Below are 22,855 nucleotides of genomic sequence, written 5' to 3' on the forward strand. Positions count from 1 at the left end.
TTCATAATTTATGAAGCTTTTTTTATAATTACTAAAATGCTAGAATTAAATATTATTAACGAAACATCTAAGTTAAAAGCTGTTATTTTAGGTACTGCAAAAAGTAATGGACCTGTTCCTAAACCAGAAGACTGTTATGACCCTAAAAGTCTAGAGCATGTCTTGGCTGGCACATATCCCACAGAAGAAGATATGGTTCAGGAAATGGAGGAAGTATCTGCAATATTATCGAAATATAATGTAGATGTATATAGGCCTAAAGTCATAGAGAATTATAATCAAATATTTTCTAGAGACATCGCTTTTGTGATTGATAATAAATTGGTAAAAGCTAATATTTTACCTGATAGAGAAAAAGAATATTTGGCTATTCAGCATGTTTTGGACTTGATTAAACCAGAAAATATAATTGAACTTCCAGAAGAATGTCATGTAGAAGGAGGAGATGTAATGCCTTGGAATGAATATTTGTTTGTTGGAACTTATTCTGGAGAAGATTATCCAGATTTTATTACTGCAAGAACAAATACAGCAGCAGTTAAAGCTTTACAAGAGAATTTTCCTAATAAAAGTGTAAAGCCTTTTCAGCTTCGTAAGTCCAATACAAACGCAAAAGAAAATGCCTTGCATTTAGATTGTTGTTTTCAGCCTGTAGGAAAAAACAAAGCAATTCTTCATAAAAATGGATTTTTATTAGAAAGTGAATATAATTGGTTGAAAAATTATTTTGGAGCAGACAATGTATTCGAAATTACCAAAGAAGAAATGTATAATATGAATAGCAATGTCTTCTCGATTTCTGAAGATGTAGTTATTTCTGAAGTAGGTTTTACAAGATTAAATACTTGGTTAAGAGAAAATGGCTTTACTGTAGAAGAAGTTCATTATTCAGAAATAGCAAAACAAGAAGGCCTGTTGAGATGTTCAACCATGCCATTAATAAGAGCGTAAAAAAAAAAAGCTGCATTAAGCAGCTTTTTCTTTTTATAATAATTCTCTTAATTATGGCAATAAAACTGTATCAATAGCATGTACAACACCATTTGTACCTTGAACATCATTAGTTGCTGGGCTAACAATAATATTCACTGTTTGATTACTAGTAGTTTTTATTTGAACTCCAGTACTTAAATCAATTGTTATACTTCCACCTAAAACAGAAACATCTCCATTAGATAATTGGTTTCCTTGTACATTAGCACCATTTACTACATGGTATTTTAAAACTGCATCTAAAGTTGCAATTGGCACGTCTGCTAAAGAATTCCAACTCTGATCAGAATCTAATAAATCTTGAAAAGCGTCATTAGTTGGTGCAAAAACTGTAAAAGGTCCATCACCATTTAAAATAGACACAAAATCTGTAGTATGTCTAGAATCTGTTAATGCAGCTACAAGACTGGTAAAACCATCATTGTTCAAGGCAAGTGTAACAACATTTGGTGGCAACATAACTTTATCAATTACATGTACAACTCCATTAGAAGCTGCTACATCTGTTGTTAAAGGTGTTGCATCTCCATTAAATAAAACACTACCTGTTACTTCTACCTGCAAAGATAAAGGCTCATCATTTGGCCCAGAAGACAATGTGTTTACATAGGTGTTAGATAAATCTGTAGACATTACTTCTCCTTCTAAAACGTGAAATAAAAGCACAGACCTTAAAGTTTCTACAGGAATATCATCTATGCTATTCCAATTAGCATTAGAATCTAATAAATCTTGAAAAGCATCATTAGTTGGTGCAAATACAGTAAAAGATCCATTACTAGATAAAGTACTAACCAAATCTGCTCTAGTTACTGCAGCCACTAAACTACTTAAGTTATTGTTTACTGCAACATCTACAATTGTGTTTGTTTCTAGCGTAATTGTATCATTGTCATCTTCACATGATGAGAAAAATACTACTACTAATAAAATCGATAAAAATTTTGAAATTGTTTTCATTTGAATTGGGGATATTAATTAATGTTTAATTATTTTTAAACAAAGTTAAACAGAATAGAAATATTGAGTTGTTAAACAAATGATAAAATTTAGTGTATAATATTGATAATACTTATTCATACTGTTAAATAAAAAGCATAATTTTACACTTTAATTAGAAATTAATGCAACAAACTACGAATTCCATACTTATGATTCGTCCTGTAAGTTTTAGGATGAATGAGCAAACTGCTGTGAATAATTACTACCAAGAAGATTTAAGTATTAAGAATGCAGAAATTAATGAAAAGGCACAATTAGAGTTCGATGATTATGTAGATAAACTAAAGTCTTTTGGAATAAATGTTATCGTAATTTCAGATACTTTAGAAAATGATACACCAGATTCTATTTTTCCAAATAATTGGATTTCTTTTCATGAAAATGGTACAATTGCCATTTACCCAATGTTTGCAGAAAATAGAAGATTGGAAAGAAGAGAAGATGTTTTAGATACACTTGAAAAAAATGGATTTCTGATAGAGAATGTTATAGATTATACTTCTGCAGAAGAGCAAAATGTATTTCTAGAAGGCACAGGAAGTATGATTTTAGATAGACAAAATCAAAAGGCATATTGTGCATTATCTCCAAGAGCAGATGAAGAATTATTTATAGAGTTTTGTGAAGATTTTGAATATACACCAGTAATTTTCACTGCAAATCAAACCGTAAATGGTACTAGAGAAGCTATTTATCATACTAATGTTATGATGTGTGTTGCAGAAACATTTGCTGTAATTTGTTTGTCATCTATAGACGATAAAAAAGAACGTAAACAAGTTTTAAAATCATTAAAAGAAGACAAAAAAGATATTATTGATATCTCTGAAGAACAGGTTACTAATTTTGCAGGGAATATGTTGCAAGTTCAAGGTAGTAATAATGAGCGTTTTTTAATTATGAGTCAAGCTGCTTATGATTCTTTAACAAAAGATCAAATTAACAGAATTGAGAAGCACTGCAAAATAATTTCTAGCTCATTATCAACCATAGAAACTTGTGGAGGTGGAAGTGCAAGATGTATGATGGCTGAAGTATTTTTACCAAAACAATAATAAAAAAATGACTTTATTATTGCTTGCTCTGGCCCCAATTGTAGTTATTTTAATTTACATTTATGTAAAAGATAAATACGAAAAGGAACCAATTGGTTTATTGCTTAAAAACTTTTTTTTAGGAGCTGTAGTTAGTATAATAATAACCTTAGTTCTTGGTTTTGCAGCCAATATTATCTTTCCTATAACAGATGAAAAAAGTATTTTACAACAATTTGTTAAAGCCTTTTTTGTTGTTGCTTTGGTAGAAGAATTTTCTAAATATATTATTGTAAAATACTATGCACAAAAGAAAACTGATTTTAACGAACCTTTTGATGGTATTGTATATGCAGTAGTTGTTTCTATGGGTTTTGCAGCTTTAGAAAATGTATTGTATGTATTTCAATATGGAGTAACAACAGGTTTAACTAGAGCATTTACAGCAGTTCCTGCACATGCTACTTTCGGAATTTTAATGGGCTATTTTATGGGTAAGGCTAAGTTTTCTAATAATAGAGTAAAATACAATTTACTTGGTTTGTTAATTGCAACATTATTTCATGGAGCTTATGACTTTTTTCTATTCATCAACTTTATTCCAGGTATTGCAATTGGAGCTTTTGTTTCTTTAATAATTGGCATTGTATTATCTCAAAAAGCAATTAAAAAGCATCAACGAATTTCTCACTTTAAAGCTTAATTAATTTCTTAATTATTGTTGATGAATCTTTAAAACGAACCCTCATTAAATACATCCCTTTAGGTAATTGACTAATATCTACTTGAGAATTAACAGTCGATTGTTGAATAACTTCTTTCCCTAAAGCATTATAAATTGATAGACTAAATATATTCTCTGAATTAGAAATATTTATAATCCCTGAAGTTGGATTAGGAGAAATTTCTAAATCTTTTAACTGATGCTTATCTGTACTTAAGGTTTTTAATCTATCATCTTTAAATTCATATAGTTTTTGAGGTAGATTAATTCCATTTCTATCAACTTTTTCTCTAGAGATATAGAACTTTCCATTATCAAATGCAGTTATCGCTTCAACTTGACTGAATTGTTCCATTTGAGAAGATGATAATGTAGTTTTATCAAAACCTGCAAAAAAGATATCTTCACTAAATATAGGGCTTCTTCTTATGTAAATTATAAAAGGATTTCCAGTAGAATCAGAACCACAGAGTAAATATGCTTCTGTATTTACAGTAGCTCCAGTTATAAGGCCATTAACATTTCCTGTACTTATTTTCTCAGCTGTATAATTTCCGATTGTTTTTGGTATTTTATAAAGATTACTTTTAAAATCTGACCAATTTTTAGAAAAAATATATAAAGAATTATCTATAACCACAAAAGCTTCAGCATCAAAATTATGCATGTTAATTCTTTCAGTAAAATCAGTTTGGTCTTCGTATGCAAAACTTATAGTTTCAGCTGTAACAGAATCACTTGCTAAATAGTCAGATTTTGCAATTCGATAAATTTTTAAATCTTTTCTATTTCCAACATTATTACCAAAATCGCCAATATAAATATAGGTTTCATCTTCTGTAATATCTTCCCAATCTATATTTGTTGCATTAGAGATATTTATGGTTCTAAGTAAATTGCCAGTTAAACTATCTAATTCATAAAGATTTGCAGCATCTCCACTATCATTATGAGTTATAATTTTGCCATTTAAAAACAATAACCCAGAAGTTTCTGAAACATCATTTGGTAATTCAAATTTATCTTTGAAATCTTCAATTTGAGAAAAACTGAAAGTAATGTTTAAAACAAAAACAATTATTAAAGCAATTTTTTTAAGCATAGTTTAATTTTTAAGTGCTTCAGTTACTATTTTACCAGTAGATGAATTTGGGGCTTCAATACCAAGTAAATTAGCCAATGTTGGAGCAATATCTATAATTTCATATCTTTTTTTAGAGACACCTTTTTTAATTCCTTTACCATAAAATATTATTGGTATGTGTGTGTCATAAGAATAACCTGACCCATGAGAAGTACCTGTTTTAGATCTTGACAATGTTGCAGGATAAGGAATAAGCATAACATCTCCAGATAACTTTTGGTTGTATCCATTTTGAAGCGAATTCATCAATCCTTCAGAAAAATGGTTAGTTTGTAATGTTTTTGCAGTTACAGCTTTATAAATTCCTTCTAAATTTTCTAGCTCACTTACTATTTTATCAGCAACTTGATTTTTAGAGAAACCCAATGCTTCAATTTTCTCTTTATTCAAGAAAATTTGATAGTTAGAAATGTTATTTACAAACTCAACCGAATTAAAATACTTTTTGGTAATAGATGAAATAGAATCTCTAAGTTGATTTATTTTGAGGTAATGAGCAGGAATTTTTAAAGATTGTAAATACGAAGGTACATGAACAGCAGCATGATCTGCAGTTAAAAAAAGTGTGTAATTATCTTTACCAACCTTATTGTCTAAGAATTTAAAGAAATTAGCTAAATCTCTATCTAACTTTAAGTAGGTGTCTTCTATTTCTACTGATGCTGGTCCATATTGATGACCAATATAGTCTGTAGAAGAAAAGCTTATTGCTAAAAAATCAGTGTGATTAGATTTTCCTAATTTTTCTCCAAGTATTGCTGCTTTAGCAAAATCTACAGTTAATGTATTGCCTTCAGGTATTCCTTTAAGAATACTATAATTCCCATTTTGATTCCTCAATTGTGGAATGTTGTGAGGAAAAGTAGGTGTTGTTTCACCTCTAAATAAACCTTCGAATTTGTTGTCGTCAGCAATACTATTTACATAGGTATTTATATCAAAAAGAGTTTTCCATGGTTTAAGCAAATAGCTATTTGCTTTACCAGATAAATTAAATGTATTTACCCAATGTGGTAATTCAGTCATGTAAAATGAACTCGATATAAATTTACCTTCATTACCACCATCAAACCAGTAAGCACCATTTGCAGTATGTCCTGCAGGTAAAATTGCAGACCTATCTTTAATGGCAATTCCTATTGATTTTCCTTTAGAAACTTGATGCAGTTTAAGTTGATCTCCTAATGTAGAGGTAAATAATCTGTGAGGAGATTTTTTACCTGCTTTTCCATTATTTCCAATAGTTTCGTAATTGTCATCATCAACACAGTAAATGGTTTTGTTCAAGAATTTATCATACCAGTTGTTAGAAATAATTCCATGGTTGTTTGGGGTAGTTCCACTATAAATGGTAGCATGCCCAACAGCAGTATAAGTTGGTATTAAATTGTAATGTGCATTTTCTAAGGAAAAGCCATCATTTAGAAGACGTTTAAATCCATCCTCTGAAAAACGATCTGAAAAACGGGTTAAATAATCATATCGCATTTGGTCTATTACAATACCAATTACTAATTTAGGTTTGTTCTTTTTAGTTTCATTAGCCGTAAAACTTAAAAAAAATAGAGAGGTTAATAGGTATAATATTGATTTCTTCATGCGTTCATTTATCTTTTATATGTCAAAAGTAAATATTTTTTATTTTGAATACACGATTTAGATATTGTCTAAATGTTATTTCTTAATTTAGCGTAAAAATTAATCTGTGAATTACATAGAACACATAGGTAAATATTATTTAATGCTCAAGCAGGTTTTTAAAAGGCCTCAAAAAGCGAGGGTGTTTTATGATGCTTTACTTAAGGAAATTGAGGAGTTAGGCTTGAAATCTTTAGGTATTATTTTATTTATTTCTTTTTTTATTGGAGGTGTAATTGCCTTGCAGACAGCTTTAAATTTAGATAGTGCTTTTATTCCTAGGTCTTTAATTGGTTTCGCAGCAAAAAGGTCTATCATTTTAGAATTTGCACCTACTTTTTGTTCTATAATTTTAGCAGGTAAAGTAGGTTCTTATATAACTTCTAGTATTGGGACTATGAGAGTTACAGAACAAATTGATGCACTTGAAGTAATGGGTATTAATTCTTTAAATCACTTAGTGCTTCCAAAAGTAATTGCCACAGTATTCTTTTATCCTTTCCTTATAACTTTAGGAATGTTTTTGGGAATGTTAGGTGGGTATTTAGCAGGAGTACTTTCAGGTTTATTTAGTGGGGTAAATTATATAGAGGGTCTACAGACAGATTTTCAACCATTTTTAATAGTCTATGCAATTATTAAAACTTTGGTTTTTGCATTTCTTATAGCAACAGTTCCTTCATACCATGGTTACTATGTTAAAGGAGGATCTATAGCAGTGGGTAAAGCAAGTACTCAATCTGTTGTTTGGACAACTATATTAATTGTTATTGCGAATTACTTTTTAACCCAAATGCTATTAACATAAATGATAGAGGTAAAAGATTTACGAAAAGGCTTTGGAGATGTTGAAGTATTAAAAGGTATTTCTACAACTTTTCATCCAGGAAAAACAAGTTTAATTATCGGTCAAAGTGGTGCAGGAAAAACAGTTTTTCTGAAGTCATTAATTGGATTACATAAGCCAGAAGGAGGAACGATATCTTTTGATGGACGAATAAATACTAATTTTAGTATTGAGGAAAAAAGACAGTGGAGACAAGAAATAGGTATGGTTTTTCAAGGAAGTGCGCTTTTTGATTCACAAACAGTAGAAGAAAATGTAATGTTTCCTTTAAAAATGTTTACCAAACAATCCCAAGCAGAAATGTTAGAACGGGTTAATTTTGTCTTAGATAGAGTAAATCTTAAAGATTCTAATGATAGATTTCCAGCAGAACTTTCTGGAGGAATGCAAAAAAGAGTTGCTATTGCAAGAGCAATTGTAATGAAACCAAAATATCTTTTTTGTGATGAACCTAATTCAGGATTAGATCCACAAACAGCTACAGTAATAGATAATTTAATTCAAGAAATTACGGATGAATACCAAATTACAACGGTTATTAATACCCATGATATGAATTCTGTAATGGAAATTGGAGAAAAAATTATTTTTTTAAAGGATGGTAAAAAAGAGTGGGAAGGTAGTAGTGAAGAGATGTTTAAAACTGATAATGAAGCTGTTGTAGGTTTTGTGTATTCTTCTAATTTATTTAAGAAAGTTAGAGAAGCATATTTAAATGAAACAAATTAGTAAAAACGTTTGTTTTTTATAAAATAACATATATATTTGCACCCGCTTAAACGAAAAGAATGACCTGGTAGCTCAGTTGGTAGAGCATCTCCCTTTTAAGGAGAGGGTCCTGGGTTCGAGCCCCAGCCCGGTCACTGAAAACTCTGCAAGAAATTGCAGAGTTTTTTATTTACTAGAAGTTTTACTTTGAATTTCTTAATTTTGATTCATGATAAAATCTTTAGTTTACGTCTTAATTCTTTATTTTATGGGTAGTTCATCTTATATGTTATTTAACTTTTCGAAAGACACGAATATCTCTGCATGGAAAATAGTTGATGATGTTGTTATGGGAGGAAGATCTAATGGTTCTTTTAAACTGAATGAAAACGGTAATGGTTTATTTTATGGGGAAATATCATTAAAAAATAATGGAGGTTTTTCATCTGTAAGATATTCTTTTAATAAAATAGATATCTCAGCCTATACAAAAGTGGTTTTAAGAATAAAAGGTGATGGAAAAGAATATCAGTTTAGGGTGAAAGACGATAATAGCCAATATTATTCTTTTATAAAAAAGTTTGATACTACAGGAGATTGGCAGACGATTGAAATACCCTTTGAAGAAATGTATCCAGCATTTAGAGGAAGAAAATTAAATATCCAAAATTTTTCATCCACAACATTGGCACAAATTGCTTTTTTGATTGGTAATAAAAAAGAAGAGGTTTTTCAGCTAGAAATAGATCAAATTTATCTTCAATAACATTCCGATTTTCAGAAACTTTTTTTTGTATCTTTCCAAAGCTATTTTAACTATTTCATGGAAGAAGACATTCAAAAGAATATAAAACCACATCCGCCAAAAGAAGATAATGCTACTCAAAATGTTAAGGAGGATGCAAAGGGTTTATTTGTTAGTATAAGACAATTTTTAATAGAGTTATTTGACTTTAGAGATGATACAGATCATGAAGCTACATTAGAAGCTATAAAGGCAGATATTCCGTTTAAAGGAGCAACAGCTTGGATTTTAATTTTTGCTGTTTTTGTGGCGTCTATAGGCTTAAATGCAGACTCTACTGCAGTTGTAATTGGAGCCATGTTAATATCTCCTTTAATGGGTCCAATATTGGGTATTGGTATGTCTTTTGCGTTAAACGATATTGAAACGTTTAAGAAATCCTTAATCAATCTAGGAATAATGATTGGTTTAAGTTTGTTCGCATCATTTTTATTCTTTTACTTTTTTCCTTTAAGTGAAGATAATTCTGAGTTATTAGGAAGAGTTAGCCCAGACATTAGAGATGTTCTCATCGCATTTTTTGGAGGTTTAGCGCTTATGGTAGCTCGTACAAAACGTGGTACTATTGCTTCAGTTATTTTTGGTGTAGCCATTGCCACTGCTTTAATGCCACCTTTATGTACTGCTGGTTATGGTTTGGCTAAAGCTAATTTCTCTTACTTTTTTGGAGCCATGTATTTATTTACGATAAATACTATTTTTATAGCATTAGCTACATTTTTGGTGATGAAGTTACTTCGTTTCCCAATGCATAAATATGCAAATGCAGCCAAACGAAAACGTTATTCAACCATTGCAACAGTTGTAGGTGTAGCTGTAATGATTCCTGCTATTTTTACTTTTTTAAAGGTATTTGAAGAAAGTCAAATTAACAATCAGTTTGATAATTTCGTTAAGAATGAAATTAAGGAAATAGATGGATTTCAACTTATTGGTGCACCTGAATTAAGCATAAAGGATAAAGAGATTAAAATGAGTTTCTTTAACGAGGTTAGTGATGGAGAAAGAAATTTAATTAAAAATCAATTAAACAATAAAGAATATATAAAAATTAAGGATTTCGATATTAAAATTAAAGGTAGTGATACTAAAAGTTTTGAGTTAATTACAACTGCTTACAAGGAGAAAAGAGAGGAGTTGCAAGAAAGTGAAAACATTATTGATGGACTGCATAAACAGATAACTGAATTAAAGGAAACAATTTCCTCTCTAAATAATAGAATTGAGCAAGATGCTTTAAACAAAAATCAACAAGCTATAGCATTTAATTCAATCATCAAAGAAGCAAAAATAAGATACAATAATATTGAGTCTATTGCTTTTTCTAGAGAATTGTATTCTAAAGATTTTATTAAAATTGATACAATTCCTGTGGCAACGATTAATTGGAACGATAAAATAAAAGACTCAGTTTTAATTAAAAAGGAATTAGAGTTTAGAGCTTGGTTACAAAAAGAAATGAAGTTAGACACGCTCTTTATAAAGCGTCAAGAATAAATTTTTAAATAGTTTCTACCTCTACATTTTGATTAAAGAGATAAACTTTTTGATTATCGGTGTTTAAGCACTCAAAACGAGTTCGTCTTTTATTGCCTCTTTTATAAATAGTATTTTTAAATAGAAAAGTTTGTCCAAAAGGTAAATCAAATACAAAATGTTTGCCTGAGCTTGGTTTAAATTCTCTTAAAGCTAAAGATAATTTTGCGTCAGAATCTGTACTTGCTTTTGGGTTTTTTAAATAGTTGGCTAAATGAGGTAGCATTTCATATTTAAAAATATCTGGTTTTAAAAACGGCAGCATTAAGTGCTGAAAAACTTTTTTCCATTCTTTTCCATGAGGTTGAACTCTACCAAATTTTTGATGTGTAATATGATGTGCAATCTCATGCACAAGCGTTAATAAAAACTGATATTGATTAAGATTGTTATTTACAGTAATTTGAAAAGTCCCATCAGGCATTTTTCTAAAATCGCCATGTTTGGTTTCTCTCTGATTTACAATTTTTAAGCTAAAATTATTTTGTTCAATTAAATATTGAACCATCATAATAGCATTTTCTGGAATGTATTTAGATAAAATAGAATTCAAAGGCATTAATTTATGGAGTAGAACTAGATACTTCTAGAATCTTACCATTATAAAATTTATTACCTGTTAATGAAAAATTGTAAATATAATCTGCCATTTCTTTTGCAGATAATGGTGCTTTATAATCAGGGAAAGCCTCTTCTAACATTTCTGTTTGTACGGCTCCAAGTGCCAAAACATTAAATGCAATTCCAGTATCTTTATATTCCTCTGCTAATAACTCAGATAAGGTAATAACTGCGCCTTTTGCAGAGCTATATGCAGCTAAGCCAGGAAACTTCATGCTACCTTGTACACCACCCATAGAACTTATGGTAACTACGTGGCTATTTTGTTTCAAAAACGGAATCATTGCTTTGGTTAATTCAGCTACCCCAAAAACATTAACTTTGTATACTTCTAAAAAATCATCAGTAGAAAGTTCTGTAAATGGTTTATTAATCAATTTACCTGCATTATTAATTAAAATATCTACATTTTTCCAGTTCTCATTTACAAATGAAGTAACTTTTTGAATATCTGATTCAACTCCCAAATCAACAGAAAGAGTTGTAATATTTTTATGATTTAGATCTTTTAAAGGTTTATCATTTCTAGATAACGCAAGCACCTTACAATCATTATTGGCAAATTGTTGAGCCAGCTCAAAACCAATTCCTCTACTTGTACCTGTTATAACAACATTCTTCATTATCGCTTCATATTTATAATTAATAGCAAATTACTTATTTTTTCATACATTTAAGAATTAAATTAAGATAAATGAAGAAATTATTTCTAATCGTTTTTACGATTTTAATTGCACAAACTATTTCAGCACAAACTATTTCAGCACAAACTAGCTATATTTTATGTGGTAAATTGATAGATACCAAGTCTGGAAAAATATATAAAGAAAAAACTATTGTAGTAAAAGATAACAAAATTACAGCAGTAAAAGATGGGTATATCACGCCTAAAAATGCCAATTTAATTGATCTAAGAGATAAGGTTGTTATGCCAGGATTGATAGATATGCACGTGCATTTAGAAATGGAGTATGATGATAAAACTAGGATCAATAAATATATTTTAGATGAGGCAGATGTTGCTTATAATTCCGTGAAATTTGCAGAAACAACATTAAAAAATGGTTTTACGACTGTTAGAGATTTAGGAGGTTCAGGTGTAAATATATCGCTAAGAAATGCAATTAATGCAGGTAAAATTCCTGGCCCACGTGTTTTTACAGCAGGTAAGTCTTTGGCAACAACAGGTGGTCATGCAGATCCAACAAATGGTAGTAGTAGAGTTTTAATTGGCAATCCAGGACCTAAGGAAGGTGTTGTAAACTCTGTAGAAGATGGTAGAAAAGCAGTTAGACAACGTTATAAAAACGGAGCAGATTGTATTAAAATTACAGCTACTGGTGGAGTGTTGAGTGTAGCTAAATCAGGAGATAATCCTCAATTTACGATTGAAGAAATTAAAGCAATTTGTGAAATGGCTAAAGATTATGGAATGCATGTAGCTGCACATGCACATGGAGATGAAGGTATGCAAAGAGCTATAATTGGAGGAGTTAAAACTATTGAGCATGGAACATACATGAGCGAAGAAACTATGAACTTAATGATAAAATACGATGCCTATTTAGTGCCAACAATTACAGCAGGTAAAGAGGTTGCTGAAAAAGCAAAAATAGATGGGTTTTATCCAGATATTGTAGTGCCAAAGGCTTTAGCTGTTGGGCCTCAAATACAAGGTACCTTTGGTAGAGCTTATAAAAAAGGTGTAGGTATTGCTTTTGGTACAGATGCAGGTGTTTTTAAACATGGTGTAAATGGTAAAGAATTTGGTTTTATGGTAGAAGGTGGTATGCCAGCAATGGAAACTATTCAAGCAGCTACAATTACAAATGCAATGATTTTAAAAATGTCTAACGAAATTGGTCAGATTGCAGAAGGATTTTTTGCAGATATAATTGCTGTGAATGATGATCCTACAGAAAAAATTGCAACAATGGAAAACGTGGTTTTTGTAATGAAAAATGGAATTGTTTATAAAAATAAATAGTTAACATCTTTAAGTTGAGAATAATTATCTATATTTGAACTAAGTAGATAATTTCCCCCAAGAAATATTTATACATTATAATGAATAGAAAATATTTAAACATTTTCTGGGCTTTTCTAGGGATAATAATCATTCTGAACGAATTCGTAATTGGTAAAATTGAATTCGTAGCTCTAAGTCAAATTAAATTTGGATCTTGGGTATTTATCTTGCTTTGGTCTACAATTGCAATCAAAAACTTATATTCTTACTTTTCTGGCAAAACCACAGTAGCCAACAAGAAGTAATTCTTCCATAGTGATTTTTTTCTTTTAAATGTTTATGATTTTATCTTAAAAAATAATATGCTGATATGCGCCTATTGCAGGATTGGTTGTTCTGTCTACTCCTAATAAATCCTGTGTAAATGGAGTTGGAATAGCATTACTTCTAGCACTAGAATTTTCACCGATAATAAAGTCTTCATTTTGGTTGTTTCTAAAATCAGCAGTGCCATTTAAAATTATGTTTTGGTAATTTGGATTATTAAAATCCATTTCTGCATTACCATCAAAAGAATTGTTAGAGTCATTGAATGAAATTAGACAATTTTGAATGCTGTAATTAAAAGCACTTCCATCCACTTTATCAAGTAAGAATTCAATATTGTTATTTCCATCAAAAATACAATTGGTAAAATTTGCTGCATTTAAATCTCTGGTAGCTGTGGTTTCATTTCCATTGGCATCAATAAAAACAAAGAAATTGTTTACTAAAACTGCTGGTAATTGCCTTATGCCATTATTCCAAAAATTTGCAAATGTAGAATGTGTAAAATTATAAGTACCACCAACTGTGGCAGCTAATGATGCTTGACCTGCAGAACCTACAACTATATTATGTGCTTCAATATTGGTTTCTCTAGCCAAAATTCCAAAATTGGAATTGTTGTAAATTTCTGAGTTTTCTAGTTTTAGAGTAGGTGAGGTGTCTGAACCTAAACTATCAATTAAAATACCTATAATTCCATTTCTTATTTGAGCGTGCTTAATTTCGTTGTTTTTGCTTCCTGCACGCATCCAAATGGTTCCCCATTGACCAGGAACTTTACTAAAACTGTTTTCTAAACGATCTCCTTGAAAAGTAACCTTTTCACTAAGTGTACCATTTACTTGTAATGTTGCTTCTTTATCTATAATTAAACCAGAATTAGTATGAAAGTAAATTTGCGAACCAGCATTTATAGTTAGTGTTTTATTTGCAGAAACAGCTGCATAACCATAAATAACAGTTGGTTTTGTATTTGTTATTGTAAGTTCTGAGTCTTCTAAAAATCGACCTTTAATGGTGGTTGCTTGGCCATCCAAAGTTAGGCTATCAATCTTCATTGATAAAGGATCTTTACCAGGAAATATAAAGTTGGCATCTTGTACCAAAGTTACTAAATCTACATCTTGTTGATTTGTTCCAGTATCAAACAAAATACGATCTGTATATAATGGATTTGTTATAGAGCTAGCATCAATGGTAGTTTCTACGAAAACAAATATGCTATCTTCTGCAAGAATATCTATGTTGTTAAATTCTTTGCCAGGAATACCATCTACATTTAATCTGTAGTTAGAAGAGGTTCCGTTTTCTAGTGCAATTCTAGGTATTGTAATAGCATTATTTCCTCTATTGTAAACTTTTAAGTTATAAGTTGCAGAACCAATATTAGTGAAAACTGTATCTAAAAAAACAGTGTCTTTAGAAAATTCTAAACTGCCAAAATTGGGTATGGTAGAAAAATCTTTTCTACAAGAACTAACTGTAATTAAAGCAACACAAATTAGAAAAGAAATAAAATAACGCATAAATCAGTTTTGTATAAAAATAGAACTTTTAAATGATTGATTTATTATTTTTTGGTCAATTTGATTTCATATAAATTACCCCAATTTTTACCAGTTACAAAGAGTCTGTCATTTTTGTTATCATAGGCAATACCATTTAAGACTTCATCACCCTCCACAAGCTTTTGAGTTTTTTTCATCTCAGTTTCTAATCCTTTTAAATTAATTAGCCCTTCTACAACTCCATTATTAGGATTAATAATTGCTATAATTGGTTTTTGGTAATAGTTAGCATACAATTTACCTTTAATTAATTCTAACTCATTTAATTGTTTCAAAGCTCTATCATGTGAATAAGCTTGTATTGCTCTTTTTTCTTTTTGAGTTTCTTTGTCTAAGAACCAAATTTTATTGGTTCCATCAGATTTTATTAATTCAGTTTCATTTTGAGTTAAGCCCCAACCTTCTTTGCTTTGGTTGTAGCTAAACTCGCTAATTTGTTTAAAACTATTCAGATCGTAAACAAAACCTTTGTTATTTTGCCAAGTTAACCAAATGATTTTATTATTTACAATGGTCATTCCCTCACCAAAATATTTTTCATCTAAATCGGCTTTTTGCAATACTTTGCCAGTCTTTATTTCTACCTTTCTTAAAGTAGATTGACCTCTTCTACCTGTAGTTTCGTACAAGAAGCCATCAAAATATTCTAAACCCTGGGTATATGCTTTTTTATCATGAGGATAAGTATTTACTATTTCATAACCATATATAATTGGTTTAGAATTTGCAAAAACTTCAAATGAATTATTTACCTTTTTCGTTTTACCAGGTATAAATGCCAAAGCAGATACTTGGTGCTTACCTAAGCCAAAATCTGCAGTATTTATAGTTAAAGAATTACCATTTGCTTCAATTTCTTTACCATCTATGTAGTACTGAACTTTGTCTATTGGTTTGTTGTTCTTTTCATTTAAAGTTATTGTAATTTCTTTATTTAAAATTGTTTTGTTGTCTACTTTTAATTTTAAATTATAAGTATCATCACAACTAGTGAATAATAGAACAATAAGTGAGGCTAAAATGGCTAACTTTTTCATTTTTTATAGATTGTAATTCTTGCTTTAATTAATTTTATGCGATTAATTTGCAAAGGTTTAGATGTAATTTGATTGTAATTGTAAATAAAAGTAATTTATTTATTTGTATATTAAAAAATATCGTTAAATTTGCATCCTCAAAATAGCAAAATCTGTTTTGATATTTAGAATGAAACTTTACCAACTTTATTCTGCAAACATAACATTTAAGAATTAAAATATTATAAAATGAAAAAAGGAATTCATCCAGAAAATTATAGAATGGTAGCTTTTAAAGACATGTCTAATGAAGATGTTTTTTTAACACGTTCTACTGTAGACACTAAAGAAACTTTAGAAGTTGATGGTGTTGAGTATCCTTTAGTAAAATTAGAGATTTCTAGAACTTCTCACCCATTTTACACTGGTAAATCTAAACTTATTGATGCTGCAGGACGTATTGATAAATTTAAAAACAAATACAAGAAATTCAAAAAGTAAGCTTTTTAGAATTCTTAAAAATATAGAAACTCCAACATTAATTTGTTGGAGTTTTTTTGTGCTCTAAGACATATTTTATTAATCCACATCAGATTGTGGTTTCCAAGTGAGCGTTTAAAGTATTATTTTTACTACACCAAATTTTAACTATGAAAAAAACAATACTAACCACGTTCGCTTTACTTACTATTTCTACTGGAATATTGCTATATTTTGTAAGGGAAGCAGGCAGTGTAATTTTGTTCTCTATTTGTTTAATGCTTTTTATTATGGCTATTTATGATTCTTTACAGCGTAAACATTCGTTGTTAAGATCTTTTCCATTGGTAGCTAGATTACGTTGGGTTTTTGAAGAGGAAAGAGAAAAGATTAGGCAATATTTTATAGAGAATGATTTAAATGGAACACCTCTAAGTAGAGAACAAAGAAGTTTAGTGTATCAAAGAGCTAAAAAGCAAACTGAAACAATACCTTTTGGTACGCAACATAATTTGTATAATGATGGTTATGAGTTTGTAAAACATTCATTGTTTCCAAAAGACCATCATGATGTTATTGGAGATAGAATTGTTTATGGTTCAGATAAATGTTCTCAAAAATTAGAAACTTCGATTTTAGGAATTTCTGCTATGTCTTTTGGCTCATTAAGTAAGAATGCCATTTTAGCTTTAAATCAAGGAGCAAAAATGGGAGGTTTCACACATAATACTGGTGAAGGTGGAGTGTCTCCTTACCATTTACAGGGAGGAGATTTGGTTTTTCAAGTAGGTACAGGTTACTTTGGTGCAGGTAAAACAAATGATGGGGGTAAAAGAGTTTTTGATGCAGAAATATTTCAAGAAAATGCTAATAAGACAGAGGTAAAAATGATAGAGATAAAACTATCTCAAGGAGCAAAGCCAGGTCATGGAGGTATTTTACCAGCAAAGAAAAACACAAAAGAGATTGCAGAAATTCGAGTAGTAGAAGAAGGTACAGATGTTTTATCACCTCCTTCACATTCTGCTTTTTCTAATTTTAAAGAAATGGTTTCTTTTTTACAACAAGTGAGAGAATTATCTGGAGGAAAACCTATAGGTATAAAATTATGTGTAGGAAATAATGAAGAAATTGAAGAAATGATAGCAACATTTTCTAAGCTTAATAACTATCCTGATTATATTGCAGTTGATGGAGGTGAAGGAGGTACAGGAGCTGCACCTTTAGAATTCACCAATTACATAGGTACACCATTGTTAGAAGGTCTGTTATTTATGAATAGAACCTTAGAAAAATATAATTTAAGAAATCAAATAAAAATAATTGCAAGTGGTAAAGCTATGAATGCTTTTGATGTAGTTCGATTATTAGCTTTAGGAGCAGATGCTGTTGGTATGGCTCGTAGTTTTATGCTAAGTTTAGGTTGTATACAAGCCAGAGAGTGTAACATGGATACCTGTCCTGTTGGAGTAGCTACACAAGATGAAGACTTAAATAAAGCATTAGTAGTAGCTAAGAAAAACGTTCGAGTTAGAAATTACCATAATGAAACTATAAAAGCAATTAAAGAAGTTGTTGGAGCTATGGGTTTAAATGATTTAAGCAGACTAAAACCAAAACATATATTTAGAAGGATGGAAGATGATAGCATTGTGAATTTAGAAAAAGCGTATGAAAGAGAATTGGTTTGATGTTTTAATAATTGGTGGAGGGCCAATTGGAATTGCATGTGGATTAGAAGCTAAAAATAAAGGATTATCATATTTAATTGTTGAGAAAGGTCCTATTGTAAATTCATTATACAATTACCCTGTAAATATGCAGTTTTTCTCATCCTCAGAAAAATTAGAAATTGATAATATTCCATTTATTAGTAAGTCTGCAAAACCTGATAGAGGAGAAGCATTAGAGTACTATAGAAGAATTACAACGAACAATAACTTGAATATAAAATTATTTGAAAAAGTTGCTACTGTAAATAAAGATGGTGATTTTTTTGATGTTCATACGAATAAAGATAATTATTACTCTAAGAACATTATTGTGGCTACAGGTTTTTATGATTTACCTAAAAAGTTACATATTGAGGGTGAAGAATTAAGTAAGGTCTCTCATTACTATAAAGAACCACATTTTTATGCAGGTCAAAAATTAGCTATAGTTGGTGCAAGTAATTCCGCTATTGATGCAGCTCTAGAATGCTATAGAAAAGGAGCTGAGGTTTCTTTAATTATCAGAGGTGAAGAAGTTGGTAGTCGTGTAAAATATTGGGTTCGTCCAGATATAATTAATAGAATAAAAGAGGGTAGTATTAAAGCATATTACAATTCTGAGGTTACTAAAATAGTAGAAAATCAAATTCAAGTAAAAACTTTAGATACTAATTTAACTTTAAAAAATGATTTTGTTTTAGCATTAACTGGTTATCAGCCTAATTTTGAGTTTTTAACTAAAATGGGTATTGAGCTTTCCAAAGACGATAAAAAAATACCTGTGTATAATAAGGATACAATGCAAACTAATGTTGAGGGAATTTATTTAGCAGGTGTAATTTGTGGAGGTATGGAAACTCATAAATGGTTTATAGAAAACTCTAGAATTCATGCAAAAATAATTGTTGAGAACATATTAAGCTAATGTTTGAAATTCGAAATGCAAAATCTTAAAAAAGATAAGAAGAAAAAGCCCTGGCCAACTAAAAAGGTAATGGAGCAAATCTACGACCAAAATCTCTGGGGAGGCAATAAGGATGAGATTTATTCTGGATCAGGGTCACATAATCCAAAAATTGTACAACCTTATTTAGAAGTTGTAATAAATTTTTTGAAAAGCTTTCAAGAGCCAATTATAGTTTTAGATTTGGGTTGTGGAGATTTTAATGTTGGTAGACAACTACTTGCTTTCTCTAATAAAATTATAGCTGTAGATATTGCAGAAAATGTTATCAATTATAACAAAGCAAAATATGCAAATAACAGTTTAGAGTTTCAATGTTTAGATATTTCTAAAGATGATTTACCAAGGGCTGATGTAGTAATTTTAAGACAAGTGCTGCAACATGTTTCTAATAAAGAGGTACATTCAGTTTTGAATAAATTAAAAGAGTATAAGTATGTTATACTTACAGAACATTTGCCTAATCAAGAGTTTGTGCCAAATAAAGATATTATTTCTGGTCAAGGCATTCGAATTAAAAACCAAAGTGGTTTAATCATTACTAAGGAACCTTTTAATTTTAAGTATAAAAAACAACAAGAATTGGAGTCAACTATTTTAGATAACAATAAGGGTGTAATTAAAACTTGGCTTTTTACTTTATAATTGATATTGTAAAAATAATTTTTATACAAAAAAAAACCACCTTTATAAGGTGGTTTTTTCAATTTACTAGATTTTATATTTTACATATAATCTTCTATAGGATTACAAGAACATATTAAATTTCTATCACCATAAGCGTCATCAACTCTTCTTACAGTTGGCCAAAATTTATTGTCTGCTATATATTCTAATGGAAAAGCAGCTTGCTTTCTAGAATAAGGGAAATCCCATTCATCATTAGTTAGCATTTCTTGAGTGTGAGGTGCATTTTTAAGAGGATTATTTGCATCTTCTTTGTCGGCAATTTTAATCTCTTCACGAATAGCAATCATGGCATCACAAAAACGGTCTAACTCAGCTAAACTCTCAGATTCAGTAGGTTCAATCATCATTGTTCCATTTACAGGGAAAGAAACTGTTGGAGCATGAAAACCATAATCCATTAAACGTTTAGCGATATCTACTACTTCAATTCCATTTTGTTTAAAATCTCTACAATCAATAATCATTTCATGGGCAGCTCTACCTTTTTCACCTGTATATAAGGTATCATAATGACCATCTAAACGTTCTTTAATATAGTTTGCATTTAAAATAGCATTTTTAGTTGAGTTTGTTAATCCTCTAAAGCCAAGCATTGTAATGTATCCATAAGAGATTAAACAAGCTAATGCAGAACCCCAAGGAGCTGCAGAAATACCTGTAATTGCTTTATCTCCTCCTGTTTCAATGATTGGATTTGTTGGTAAGAATGGCACTAGTTGTGGAGCAACACAAATAGGGCCAACTCCAGGACCACCTCCACCATGTGGAATTGCAAATGTTTTATGTAAATTCAAGTGACAAACATCTGCACCAATAGTTGCAGGGTTTGTTAAACCAACTTGAGCATTCATATTTGCACCATCCATATAAACCTGACCTCCATGATCATGAATAATTTTAGTGATTTCCTGAATTTCGCTTTCAAATACTCCATGAGTAGATGGGTATGTAACCATTAAAGCAGCTAAATTATCAGAATGCTTTTCAGCTTTTTCTCTTAAATCAGCAACATCAATATTTCCATTTTCTGCAGTTTTAGTTACGATAACTTTCATACCAGCCATTACAGCAGAAGCAGGGTTTGTACCATGTGCAGAAGCAGGAATGATACAAATATTTCTATGCGATTCGCCTCTTGATTGGTGGTAAGCTCTAATAGTCATTAAACCAGCAAACTCACCTTGTGCACCAGAATTTGGTTGTAAAGATGTACCTGCAAAACCAGTAATAATATTTAACTGATGTTCTAATTTCTTTAATACTTCTTGGTAACCTCTTGCCTGGTATAAAGGCACAAATGGGTGAATATTTCCCCATTGAGGATTACTTAAAGGTAGCATTTCAGAGGCCGCATTTAATTTCATTGTACAAGATCCTAAAGAAATCATAGAATGATTTAAAGCCAAATCTTTACGCTCTAATTTTTTAATGTAACGCATCATGTCTGTCTCAGATTGATACGTGTTAAAGATTTCATTATCTAAGAACGAAGTATTTCTTGCAACTTTATCTGCAATTACTTCAAAATCAGAATGAAATGGTTCTTGAGTTAATATTCTTGAGAAGCTATCGTAATTTTCTTCTTTTACAGGATTTGGACGCTTTTTTAACTGGCCAAATAATGTAAATAAGTTCATTAAGTCTTTCTCAGTCGTTGCTTCATTTATAGATAATGATACTAAATTATCTGAAACATAATTAAAGTTTACTTTAAACGACTCAGCAACAGGTTTTAATCTTGCTTCTTCAATTTCAATTAATAGTGTATCAAAATAAGAAGAATTTAATTGCTTAAACCCTGCTTTTTCTAAATAGTCTGCAACTAATTTTGTTTTGTTGTGTACAGTATCTGCAATGTATTGAATACCATCTTTACCATGATAAACTGCGTACATACCAGCCATAACTGCTAATAAAACTTGAGCAGTACAAATGTTAGATGTTGCTCTTTCACGTTTAATATGTTGTTCTCTAGTTTGCAATGCCATTCTTAAGGCACGCTTACCATTCATATCTTTAGTTACTCCAATAATTCTACCAGGAATACTTCTTTTATAAGCTTCTTTCGTAGCAAAAAAGGCTGCATGAGGTCCTCCATAACCTAATGGAATTCCAAAACGTTGAGTTGTACCTACAACTACAGACGCACCAAATTCACCTGGCGCTTTTAATTTTACTAATGATAAAATATCTGCAGCAACAGCTACTTTAATATTATTATTGTTTGCCTTAGCAACAAACTCTTCGTAATCAAATATTTGACCTAATTTTCCTGGATACTGTAAAATTGCACCAAAGAAATCATCATCAAAAGTAAATTCTTTATGATTACCTACAATTAATTCAATTCCAATTGGTGTTGATCTAGTTTGTAATAATGATAAGGTCTGAGGTAAAATTTCTTCAGAAACAAAAAACTTGTTGGCTCCTGCCTTTTTCTTTGCACGCTCTCTTACATCAAAAAGCAAAGCCATAGCCTCTGCAGCTGCTGTACTTTCATCTAATAAAGAAGCATTAGCCAATTCCATACCTGTTAAATCACATATCATAGTTTGGTAATTCAATAGTGCTTCTAACCTTCCTTGAGCAATTTCTGCTTGGTAAGGAGTGTAAGCTGTATACCAACCTGGATTTTCTAAAATGTTACGTTGTATAACACTTGGCACTATTGCTTCATGATAACCTAAACCTATGTAGCTTTTAAAAACTTTATTTTTCTCAGAAAGTTCTTTAATATGAGCTAAGTACTCATATTCACTCATGGCTGGTGCTAAATCTAAATCGTCTTTTAAACGAATATTATCTGGCACAGTTTCATTAATTAATTGCTCTAAACTATCTGCTTTAATAGCTTTTAACATTGTTTCTTGCTCCTTATTACTAGGACCAATGTGTCTTAATTGAAACGAATTAGTGTTCATTAAATAAAGTTTTATTTAGATAATTTTCAATCGATTTTTTAGCTAATTAAATGTTGAAAATTAACTCGATTTTTAAAACAACAAAAATAAGTATTCTAGAGGGTATATATTTGATATTTTAACAACAAATAATTTTAATTATTAACTAAATCTAAA

The 22,855-nt window shown here is 30.2% G+C and carries 21 protein-coding genes and 1 tRNA gene; 14 read left to right on the forward strand and 8 right to left on the reverse strand.

Annotated features, from left to right (window positions below):
* Nucleotides 1-36: 36 nt before the first annotated feature.
* A complete protein-coding gene (locus LPB302_RS13125; protein ID WP_053973131.1) occupies nucleotides 37-951 on the forward strand; it encodes a dimethylarginine dimethylaminohydrolase family protein in 915 nt (304 codons plus the stop codon).
* A gap of 51 nt (nucleotides 952-1,002) precedes the next feature.
* Here the strand turns inward: LPB302_RS13125 and LPB302_RS13130 are convergent, their stop codons facing one another.
* Nucleotides 1,003-1,953, reverse strand: coding sequence for a fasciclin domain-containing protein (locus LPB302_RS13130; protein WP_053973130.1), 951 nt, complete (start codon nucleotides 1,951-1,953; stop codon nucleotides 1,003-1,005).
* Between the two features lie 164 nt (nucleotides 1,954-2,117).
* Between LPB302_RS13130 and ctlX the strand changes: the two genes are divergently transcribed.
* Both ctlX and LPB302_RS13140 read left to right on the forward strand, forming a co-directional pair.
* Nucleotides 2,118-3,050 (forward strand): citrulline utilization hydrolase CtlX, encoded by a 933-nt coding sequence (ctlX, locus tag LPB302_RS13135; protein ID WP_053973129.1) that lies wholly within the window; start codon nucleotides 2,118-2,120, stop codon nucleotides 3,048-3,050.
* Between the two features lie 7 nt (nucleotides 3,051-3,057).
* On the forward strand, nucleotides 3,058-3,732 hold the full coding sequence (locus tag LPB302_RS13140) for a PrsW family intramembrane metalloprotease (protein ID WP_053973128.1): 675 nt from the start codon (nucleotides 3,058-3,060) through the stop codon (nucleotides 3,730-3,732).
* Here the strand turns inward: LPB302_RS13140 and LPB302_RS13145 are convergent.
* Nucleotides 3,722-4,855, reverse strand: coding sequence for a T9SS type A sorting domain-containing protein (locus tag LPB302_RS13145; protein ID WP_053973127.1), 1,134 nt, complete (start codon nucleotides 4,853-4,855; stop codon nucleotides 3,722-3,724). The two genes, LPB302_RS13140 and LPB302_RS13145, sit on opposite strands and share 11 nt — an antisense overlap.
* 3 nt (nucleotides 4,856-4,858) lie before the next feature.
* On the reverse strand, nucleotides 4,859-6,496 hold the full coding sequence (gene pafA, locus LPB302_RS13150; RefSeq protein ID WP_053973126.1) for an alkaline phosphatase PafA: 1,638 nt from the start codon (nucleotides 6,494-6,496) through the stop codon (nucleotides 4,859-4,861).
* Between the two features lie 106 nt (nucleotides 6,497-6,602).
* Here pafA and LPB302_RS13155 point away from each other — a divergent pair, with 106 nt between their 5' ends.
* From LPB302_RS13155 to LPB302_RS13175, 5 genes are all read left to right on the forward strand, one after another.
* Entirely contained in the window at nucleotides 6,603-7,343 is a 741-nt protein-coding gene (locus tag LPB302_RS13155) for an MlaE family ABC transporter permease (protein ID WP_053973125.1), read from the forward strand.
* The gene (locus LPB302_RS13160; protein ID WP_053973124.1) at nucleotides 7,344-8,111 is read left to right on the forward strand and encodes an ABC transporter ATP-binding protein; all 768 of its coding nucleotides are present in this window, start codon (nucleotides 7,344-7,346) and stop codon (nucleotides 8,109-8,111) included.
* Between the two features lie 61 nt (nucleotides 8,112-8,172).
* Nucleotides 8,173-8,245 (forward strand) — tRNA-Lys (locus LPB302_RS13165).
* 74 nt (nucleotides 8,246-8,319) lie between these two features.
* A complete protein-coding gene (locus tag LPB302_RS13170; RefSeq protein WP_231658695.1) occupies nucleotides 8,320-8,856 on the forward strand; it encodes a CIA30 family protein in 537 nt (178 codons plus the stop codon).
* A 57-nt stretch (nucleotides 8,857-8,913) separates the two neighbouring features.
* On the forward strand, nucleotides 8,914-10,392 hold the full coding sequence (locus LPB302_RS13175; RefSeq protein ID WP_053973122.1) for a DUF389 domain-containing protein: 1,479 nt from the start codon (nucleotides 8,914-8,916) through the stop codon (nucleotides 10,390-10,392).
* A gap of 4 nt (nucleotides 10,393-10,396) precedes the next feature.
* Here LPB302_RS13175 and LPB302_RS13180 read toward each other — a convergent pair whose 3' ends face one another.
* Nucleotides 10,397-10,990, reverse strand: a complete 594-nt coding sequence (locus LPB302_RS13180) for a SprT-like domain-containing protein (RefSeq protein WP_143032691.1) — start codon at nucleotides 10,988-10,990, stop codon at nucleotides 10,397-10,399.
* A gap of 4 nt (nucleotides 10,991-10,994) precedes the next feature.
* Complete coding sequence (locus LPB302_RS13185; RefSeq protein WP_053973121.1) at nucleotides 10,995-11,675, reverse strand: SDR family NAD(P)-dependent oxidoreductase; 681 nt, start codon at nucleotides 11,673-11,675, stop codon at nucleotides 10,995-10,997.
* A 71-nt stretch (nucleotides 11,676-11,746) separates the two neighbouring features.
* On the opposite strand from LPB302_RS13185, the gene LPB302_RS13190 reads away from it, so the two are divergent.
* On the forward strand, nucleotides 11,747-13,039 hold the full coding sequence (locus LPB302_RS13190; RefSeq protein WP_053973120.1) for a metal-dependent hydrolase family protein: 1,293 nt from the start codon (nucleotides 11,747-11,749) through the stop codon (nucleotides 13,037-13,039).
* An 80-nt stretch (nucleotides 13,040-13,119) separates the two neighbouring features.
* Nucleotides 13,120-13,326: a hypothetical protein gene (locus LPB302_RS13195; RefSeq protein WP_074613534.1), complete on the forward strand. Its 207-nt coding sequence runs from the start codon at nucleotides 13,120-13,122 to the stop codon at nucleotides 13,324-13,326.
* A 45-nt stretch (nucleotides 13,327-13,371) separates the two neighbouring features.
* On the opposite strand, the gene LPB302_RS13200 is transcribed toward LPB302_RS13195, so the two are convergent.
* Nucleotides 13,372-14,874: a hypothetical protein gene (locus LPB302_RS13200; RefSeq protein ID WP_053973119.1), complete on the reverse strand. Its 1,503-nt coding sequence runs from the start codon at nucleotides 14,872-14,874 to the stop codon at nucleotides 13,372-13,374.
* A 44-nt stretch (nucleotides 14,875-14,918) separates the two neighbouring features.
* Entirely contained in the window at nucleotides 14,919-15,953 is a 1,035-nt protein-coding gene (locus LPB302_RS13205) for a glutaminyl-peptide cyclotransferase (protein WP_053973118.1), read from the reverse strand.
* Nucleotides 15,954-16,181: 228 nt separating this feature from the next.
* Between LPB302_RS13205 and LPB302_RS13210 the strand changes: the two genes are divergently transcribed.
* The 4 genes from LPB302_RS13210 (at nucleotide 16,182) to LPB302_RS13225 (ending at nucleotide 19,733) form a co-directional block, all read left to right on the forward strand.
* The gene (locus LPB302_RS13210) at nucleotides 16,182-16,433 is read left to right on the forward strand and encodes a type B 50S ribosomal protein L31 (RefSeq protein ID WP_015482265.1); all 252 of its coding nucleotides are present in this window, start codon (nucleotides 16,182-16,184) and stop codon (nucleotides 16,431-16,433) included.
* Between the two features lie 149 nt (nucleotides 16,434-16,582).
* Nucleotides 16,583-18,103, forward strand: coding sequence for an FMN-binding glutamate synthase family protein (locus LPB302_RS13215; protein WP_053973117.1), 1,521 nt, complete (start codon nucleotides 16,583-16,585; stop codon nucleotides 18,101-18,103).
* Nucleotides 18,084-19,049, forward strand: a complete 966-nt coding sequence (locus tag LPB302_RS13220; RefSeq protein WP_053973116.1) for a YpdA family putative bacillithiol disulfide reductase — start codon at nucleotides 18,084-18,086, stop codon at nucleotides 19,047-19,049. The genes LPB302_RS13215 and LPB302_RS13220 overlap by 20 nt, the downstream gene beginning before the upstream one ends.
* A gap of 15 nt (nucleotides 19,050-19,064) precedes the next feature.
* The gene (locus tag LPB302_RS13225) at nucleotides 19,065-19,733 is read left to right on the forward strand and encodes a class I SAM-dependent methyltransferase (protein WP_053973115.1); all 669 of its coding nucleotides are present in this window, start codon (nucleotides 19,065-19,067) and stop codon (nucleotides 19,731-19,733) included.
* 80 nt (nucleotides 19,734-19,813) lie between these two features.
* On the opposite strand, the gene gcvP is transcribed toward LPB302_RS13225, so the two are convergent.
* A complete protein-coding gene (gene gcvP, locus LPB302_RS13230; RefSeq protein WP_053973114.1) occupies nucleotides 19,814-22,699 on the reverse strand; it encodes an aminomethyl-transferring glycine dehydrogenase in 2,886 nt (961 codons plus the stop codon).
* Nucleotides 22,700-22,855: the final 156 nt, after the last annotated feature.

It is taken from the genome of Polaribacter dokdonensis (genome assembly GCF_024362345.1).
Classification (GTDB): Bacteria; Bacteroidota; Bacteroidia; order Flavobacteriales; family Flavobacteriaceae; genus Polaribacter; species Polaribacter dokdonensis.